The organism is Candidatus Thioglobus sp. (genome assembly GCF_029243085.1).
In the GTDB taxonomy this organism is placed as follows: Bacteria; Pseudomonadota; Gammaproteobacteria; order PS1; family Pseudothioglobaceae; genus Thioglobus_A.
Genome location: NZ_JAQWSS010000114.1, coordinates 1 through 5,631, shown reverse-complemented (window position 1 = coordinate 5,631; position 5,631 = coordinate 1). Strand labels below are relative to the sequence as shown.

Annotated in this window: 5 protein-coding genes; 2 read left to right on the top strand and 3 right to left on the bottom strand. The window is 39.1% G+C overall.

All coding sequences use genetic code 11. From position 1 onward, the window contains the following. Nucleotides 1-1,683: excinuclease ABC subunit UvrB (gene uvrB, locus P8M52_RS06370; protein ID WP_300308971.1), on the top strand; the 1,683-nt coding region annotated here is incomplete at its 5' end. After that, the gene (gene queE, locus P8M52_RS06365) at nucleotides 1,680-2,318 is read left to right on the top strand and encodes a 7-carboxy-7-deazaguanine synthase QueE (RefSeq protein ID WP_300308968.1); all 639 of its coding nucleotides are present in this window, start codon (nucleotides 1,680-1,682) and stop codon (nucleotides 2,316-2,318) included. The genes uvrB and queE, both read left to right, overlap by 4 nt. A gap of 5 nt (nucleotides 2,319-2,323) precedes the next feature. Here queE and P8M52_RS06360 read toward each other — a convergent pair whose 3' ends face one another. The 3 genes from P8M52_RS06360 to aroC form a co-directional block, all read right to left on the bottom strand. Further along, entirely contained in the window at nucleotides 2,324-2,815 is a 492-nt protein-coding gene (locus P8M52_RS06360; RefSeq protein ID WP_300308965.1) for an Hsp20/alpha crystallin family protein, read from the bottom strand. 98 nt (nucleotides 2,816-2,913) lie between these two features. Next, on the bottom strand, nucleotides 2,914-4,437 hold the full coding sequence (locus P8M52_RS06355; RefSeq protein ID WP_300308974.1) for a SulP family inorganic anion transporter: 1,524 nt from the start codon (nucleotides 4,435-4,437) through the stop codon (nucleotides 2,914-2,916). A 39-nt stretch (nucleotides 4,438-4,476) separates the two neighbouring features. Then, on the bottom strand, nucleotides 4,477-5,577 hold the full coding sequence (aroC, locus tag P8M52_RS06350) for a chorismate synthase (RefSeq protein WP_300308962.1): 1,101 nt from the start codon (nucleotides 5,575-5,577) through the stop codon (nucleotides 4,477-4,479). Nucleotides 5,578-5,631 lie beyond the last annotated feature (54 nt).

The window sequence follows — 5,631 nt, the reverse complement described above, 5'->3', positions numbered from 1 at the left end:
TCAGATACTTTTATTGAAAAAGATTCATCAATCAATGAACAGATCGAACAAATGCGCCTATCAGCCACTAAATCGCTTTTAGAACGAGATGATGTAATTATTATTGCTAGCGTATCTGCTATTTACGGTTTGGGCGACCCTGAAAGCTATATGTCGATGTTATTACATCTGAGTGTAGGTGAAATCTCTAACCAAAGAGAGATTCTATCGCGTTTATCACAAATGCAATATACAAGAAATGACGTGACGTTACTTAGAGGGCATTTTCGAGTAAAGGGTGAAGTGATTGATATCTTTCCAGCTGATTCTGAAGAGCAAGCATTGCGCATAGAGATGTTTGATGAGGAAATTGAAAGACTCTATTGGTTTGATCCGCTAACAGGCGAGCGATTAAAGTCCTTACAACGTATTACCATTTATCCGCAAACGCACTATGTAACCCCTAAATCCAAAATTTTAAATATGCTGGATGACATCAAAGACGAGCTTAGAGATCGCAAAAAAGAGTTACTATCCTTAAATAAACTGGTTGAAGAGCAGCGTATTTCTCAGCGTGTGCATATGGATATTGAAATGATGCGTGAGTTGGGTTATTGCACAGGTATTGAAAACTATTCACGCTATTTATCATCACGTAAACCAGGCGATCCACCACCAACATTGCTAGATTATTTGCCAGATAATTCTTTGGTTATTTTGGATGAATCGCACGTAACTGTGAGCCAAATTGGTGGCATGTATAATGGTGATAGGGCACGTAAAAAAACCTTGGTTGAATTTGGTTTTCGCTTGCCTTCTGCATTGGATAACCGCCCATTAAAATATCATGAATTTGAAGAGCGTATTAATCAGTGTATTCTAGTTTCAGCTACGCCAGCCCAGTATGAATTTGATGTTTCTAGTAGAATTGCAGAGCAGGTGGTTAGGCCAACTGGCTTATTAGATCCAGAAATAGAGATTCGCCCCGTAGGCACTCAGGTAGATGATTTGTTGAGCGAAATTAACAAGAGAGTTAAAGTTGGTGATCGTGTGCTAGTTACTACATTAACCAAAAAGATGTCTGAACAATTAAGCGATTATTTAAATGAGCATGGCGTAAAGGTGCGATACTTACATTCGGACATTGACACGGTTGAGCGTGTGGAGATTATTCGTGATTTACGCTTAGGTGTATTTGATGTTCTAGTAGGTATTAACTTGCTTAGAGAGGGTTTAGATATTCCAGAAGTGTCTTTAGTGGCAATATTGGATGCCGATAAAGAAGGATTCTTACGTTCAGAAAGGTCGCTAATTCAAACCATGGGCAGGGCTGCTAGAAATGTGAATGGCAAGGCTATTTTGTATGCTGATCGAATTACAAAATCGATGAAAAAGGCCATGGACGAAACGGAAAGAAGACGTGAAAAACAGCTTGCTCATAATGAAAAAAACAACATTACACCAAGAGGTGTGGTCAAGCCAATTATCAATATTTTAGATACAGATTTAACCAGTGAAGAAATCAGCGGGGATAATGAAGAACAAGTTAATGTTCAATTGTCACCGGTACAATTGGCCAAAGAAATCAAGTCTTTGGAAAAGCAAATGTATAAGCTGGCCAGTGATTTGGAGTTTGAGAAAGCTGCAGACATGCGTAATCAAATCAAACATTTAAAAGATTCCCAATTTAAAACAGCCTTATGAATACCGAATTAAATATTACTGAAATTTTTTACTCTCTTCAAGGAGAAGCACGAGAGGTGGGCTTACCAACCGTATTTATTCGTCTTACAGGCTGTCCATTACGCTGCTCTTATTGTGATACTGAGTATGCCTTTAAGGGTAACAATTTAATGAGTATTGATGCGATTATGGCTGATGTTAAACAATATAACACACGTTATATTTGCGTAACCGGTGGCGAACCACTGGCTCAAATTAATTGCCATATTCTATTGGATTCACTAGCTAAAGAGGGGTATTTGGTCTCGTTAGAGACCAGTGGCAGCATTGCTATTGACGAGGTCAATCCAAGTGTGTCTATTGTCATGGATGTAAAAACACCCAGCTCACAAGAGTCAACTCAAAATCTTTACGACAACATTAGTAAGCTTGAAGAAAAAGACCAACTTAAGTTTGTGATTGGCTCACGAGAAGATTATGACTGGAGTGTGGATATCATGGATCAATACCCCACAAAGGCAGGCGTGTTATTTTCACCGGTATTTGACCAAATAACCCCTACTCAATTAGCAGATTGGATTATTGAATCACGTCTGAATGTGCGCATGCAGATGCAAATGCACAAGTTACTTTGGGGTGATGAAAAAGGTAAGTAGCAAGTCTATTTAATTGTTACCTTGTTAATATTCTGCTTTGGAGTTGCTAGCTTTGGAATGGAGATAATTAAAGAATTATTTTTGAATTCTGCATTAACACTCTCTCCATTTGCATCCTGAGGTAAAGAATAAGATTGAGCAAATTTTCTTGATGAAGAGCGCGAACTATCAGCGGTTCGTTCGGTTTTATAAACACTACCCACAATGTGAATCATATTGTCTTTAGTGGTGATATCTAGATTCTTTTTTGCTAAACCGTTTATCTTAATTTCAATGATATAGCTGTTGGTTTTGTCATCAAAATATCGATTTGTTTGTGCATCAAAAATACTTTTATTTTGCATGTCGCGCATTTCATTGCTAAATTGTTGAAATTCTTGATTGAAATTCGACCAAACATTGCCACCAAAGCCATTGTTAAAGAAATTGCTTTGGTATGATTGTGCGCAAACAGTGCTACTTGATATAAGCAGCACTGTTAATAGTGTTTTTTTCATGTCTCTCCTCAGATAACATTCAATTATTTGCAAACAATATAGTCTTGATTTTAGTAATAATCAAGAGCCAAAATGAACTAATTAATCTTTTTTTTAAATTAAGCTAGCTTATCGTCTGCAACATGGTACTTAGGATCTTCAAGAATGTTGACTTCAACTAAGTTTTTCGCTGTTTTTAGTAGCAATCTGCATTCAGCGCTCAAATGTTGCAAATGAAGTGTTTTTCCAACTTTTTTATAGCGTTCCGCTAATTTGTCAATCGCCTGAATAGCAGAATGATCCATGACTTTTGAATTATTAAAATCAATATACACGTCATTCGTGTCTTCAGCAGGATTGAAGATTGCTTGAAAGCTGTCTTTTGAGGCAAAGAATAAGGTTCCATTAAGTTTATAGGTAGTACTACCACCATCATTAATTGACTTATCAGCATGTATCTTGCTTGATGACTCCCAGGCAAATGTTAGTGCTGACATAATAACGCCAACAATAACTGCCAATGCTAAATTGTCTGTTAAGACTGTAATAATAGCAACTGACATACCAGTAACAATATCTGGCACCGGAACCTTTCCAAACAAACGGAAGGTGCACCATTCGAATGTGCCAATGACCACCATAAACATCACACCAATAAGCACTGCAATTGGAATCATCTCAATATATTCAGATAAGAAAAGAATAAACATCAGTAGTACCATTGCCGCCACAATTCCTGATAGACGACCACGACCGCCAGATTTGATATTAATCAAGCTTTGTCCAACCATGGCGCAACCACCCATGCCACCAAAAAAACCAGTAACTGAGTTAGCAATACCCTGAGCAACTGATTCTTTGTTTGGTTGACCAACGGTTTCAGTTAGATCATCAATGAGATTTAGAGTTAATAGGCTTTCAATTAGGCCAACTAGCGCCATCACAATTGCATACGGGAATACAATTGTGATCATTTCCCAAGTTAAACCACCGACATCGGGAATGTGGAAAACCGGCAACCCACCTTTAATTGAAGCGATATCGCCAACAGTACGAGTATCTAGCCCCATCCAGATAACCGCAAGACTACCAACAATAATTGCTGCTAAAGTGGAAGGAATGACTTTGGTAAATCTAGGCAAGAAATGAATAATTGCCATAGTGGCAGCAATGATAATTAGCATGATAGCTAATGGTGTGCCAGTGATCCAATCGTCACCCACTTGAAACTGCTTAATTTGTGATATAAAAATAACCATTGCTAGGCCATTAACAAAGCCTAAAAACACCGGATGAGGCACTAAACGAATAAATTTACCCATTTTTAATAGGCCAAACGTAATTTGGATTAAGCCTGTCATAATGACGGCTGCAAACAGATATTCCACACCATGTTGTGCAACTAATGTACCAATCACTACAGCAATTGCACCTGTTGCACCTGAAATCATGCCCGGACGACCGCCAATAATAGAGGTGACAATACCAATGGTAAATGCAGCGTACAGACCAACAAGAGGCCCGACACCAGCTAATAATGCAAAAGCCACAGCCTCTGGTACTAGGGCTAGGGCGACTGTTAATCCTGATAAAAAGTCATTTTTAGCGTTAATGGGCGCATATTTATTAATCAATGAAAACAGCATGTGGTTCCTTGTGGGTAAATTTACAATTAAATAGAGTTATGAACTAGCACCTGGAACTACTGGCGTTGTGGATTTAACACCAGCATTTTGCGCTCTATGACGCATAACATGATCCATAATCGTCATTGCTAGCATGGCTTCAGCAATCGGCGTTGCGCGAATACCAACACAAGGATCGTGACGACCTTTAGTAATTACTTCGATAGGGTTGCCTTCTTTATCAATGCTTTCGATAGGTAGGCGTAAACTAGAAGTTGGCTTAAGGGCCATAGATACTAATAGATCTTGCCCTGAGGTAATACCACCTAATGTGCCACCTGCGTTGTTAGATTTAAAACCATCAATGGTAATTACATCTCGATGCTCGGTGCCTTTTTGAGTAATTGAATCAAATCCTGCGCCAATTTCAACTCCTTTAACCGCGTTGATACTCATCATTGCATGAGCAATATCAGCCTCGATACGATCAAAAATTGGCTCACCTAGTCCAGCTGGCATATTTGTGGCCACCACGTTAACGCGAGCACCAATGGAATCGCCTGATTTTCTCAGTGCATCCATATAATCTTCCAGCTCTTTAATTTTGCTAGCATCTGGACAGAAGAACGGATTGTTGTGAACTTCGTTCCAATCAAAGTTATCAAAGGTGATAGGGCCAAGTTGTGACAAGTAGCCTTTAATTTCTATACCAAGGGTTTCTTTTAAGTATTTTTTAGCAATACCACCTGCGGCAACTCGCATTGCAGTTTCACGTGCAGACGATCTGCCACCGCCACGATAATCTCTAAAGCCGTATTTTTGGTCATAAGTGTAATCAGCATGACCAGGGCGGAAGGTATTAGCAATGTTGCCGTAATCTTTAGAACGTTGATCGGTATTCTGGATGATTAGTGCAATTGGCGTACCAGTAGTTTTCCCTTCAAAGGTGCCTGATAAAATTTTAACCAAGTCTGCTTCACGACGCTGAGTAGTATGACGAGAAGTGCCCGGTTTTCTTAAGTCTAGGTCACCTTGTAAGTCAGCCTCGCAAAGATCCATACCAGGCGGGCAGCCATCAATGATACCAACAAGCGCTTCACCATGTGATTCACCAGCAGTAGTAACTGTAAATAATTTTCCAAAAGAATTGCCAGACATACTGTTAACCTAAGTATTTAATATGCCATCGATTATACCTAGCTAGTAGGCTAT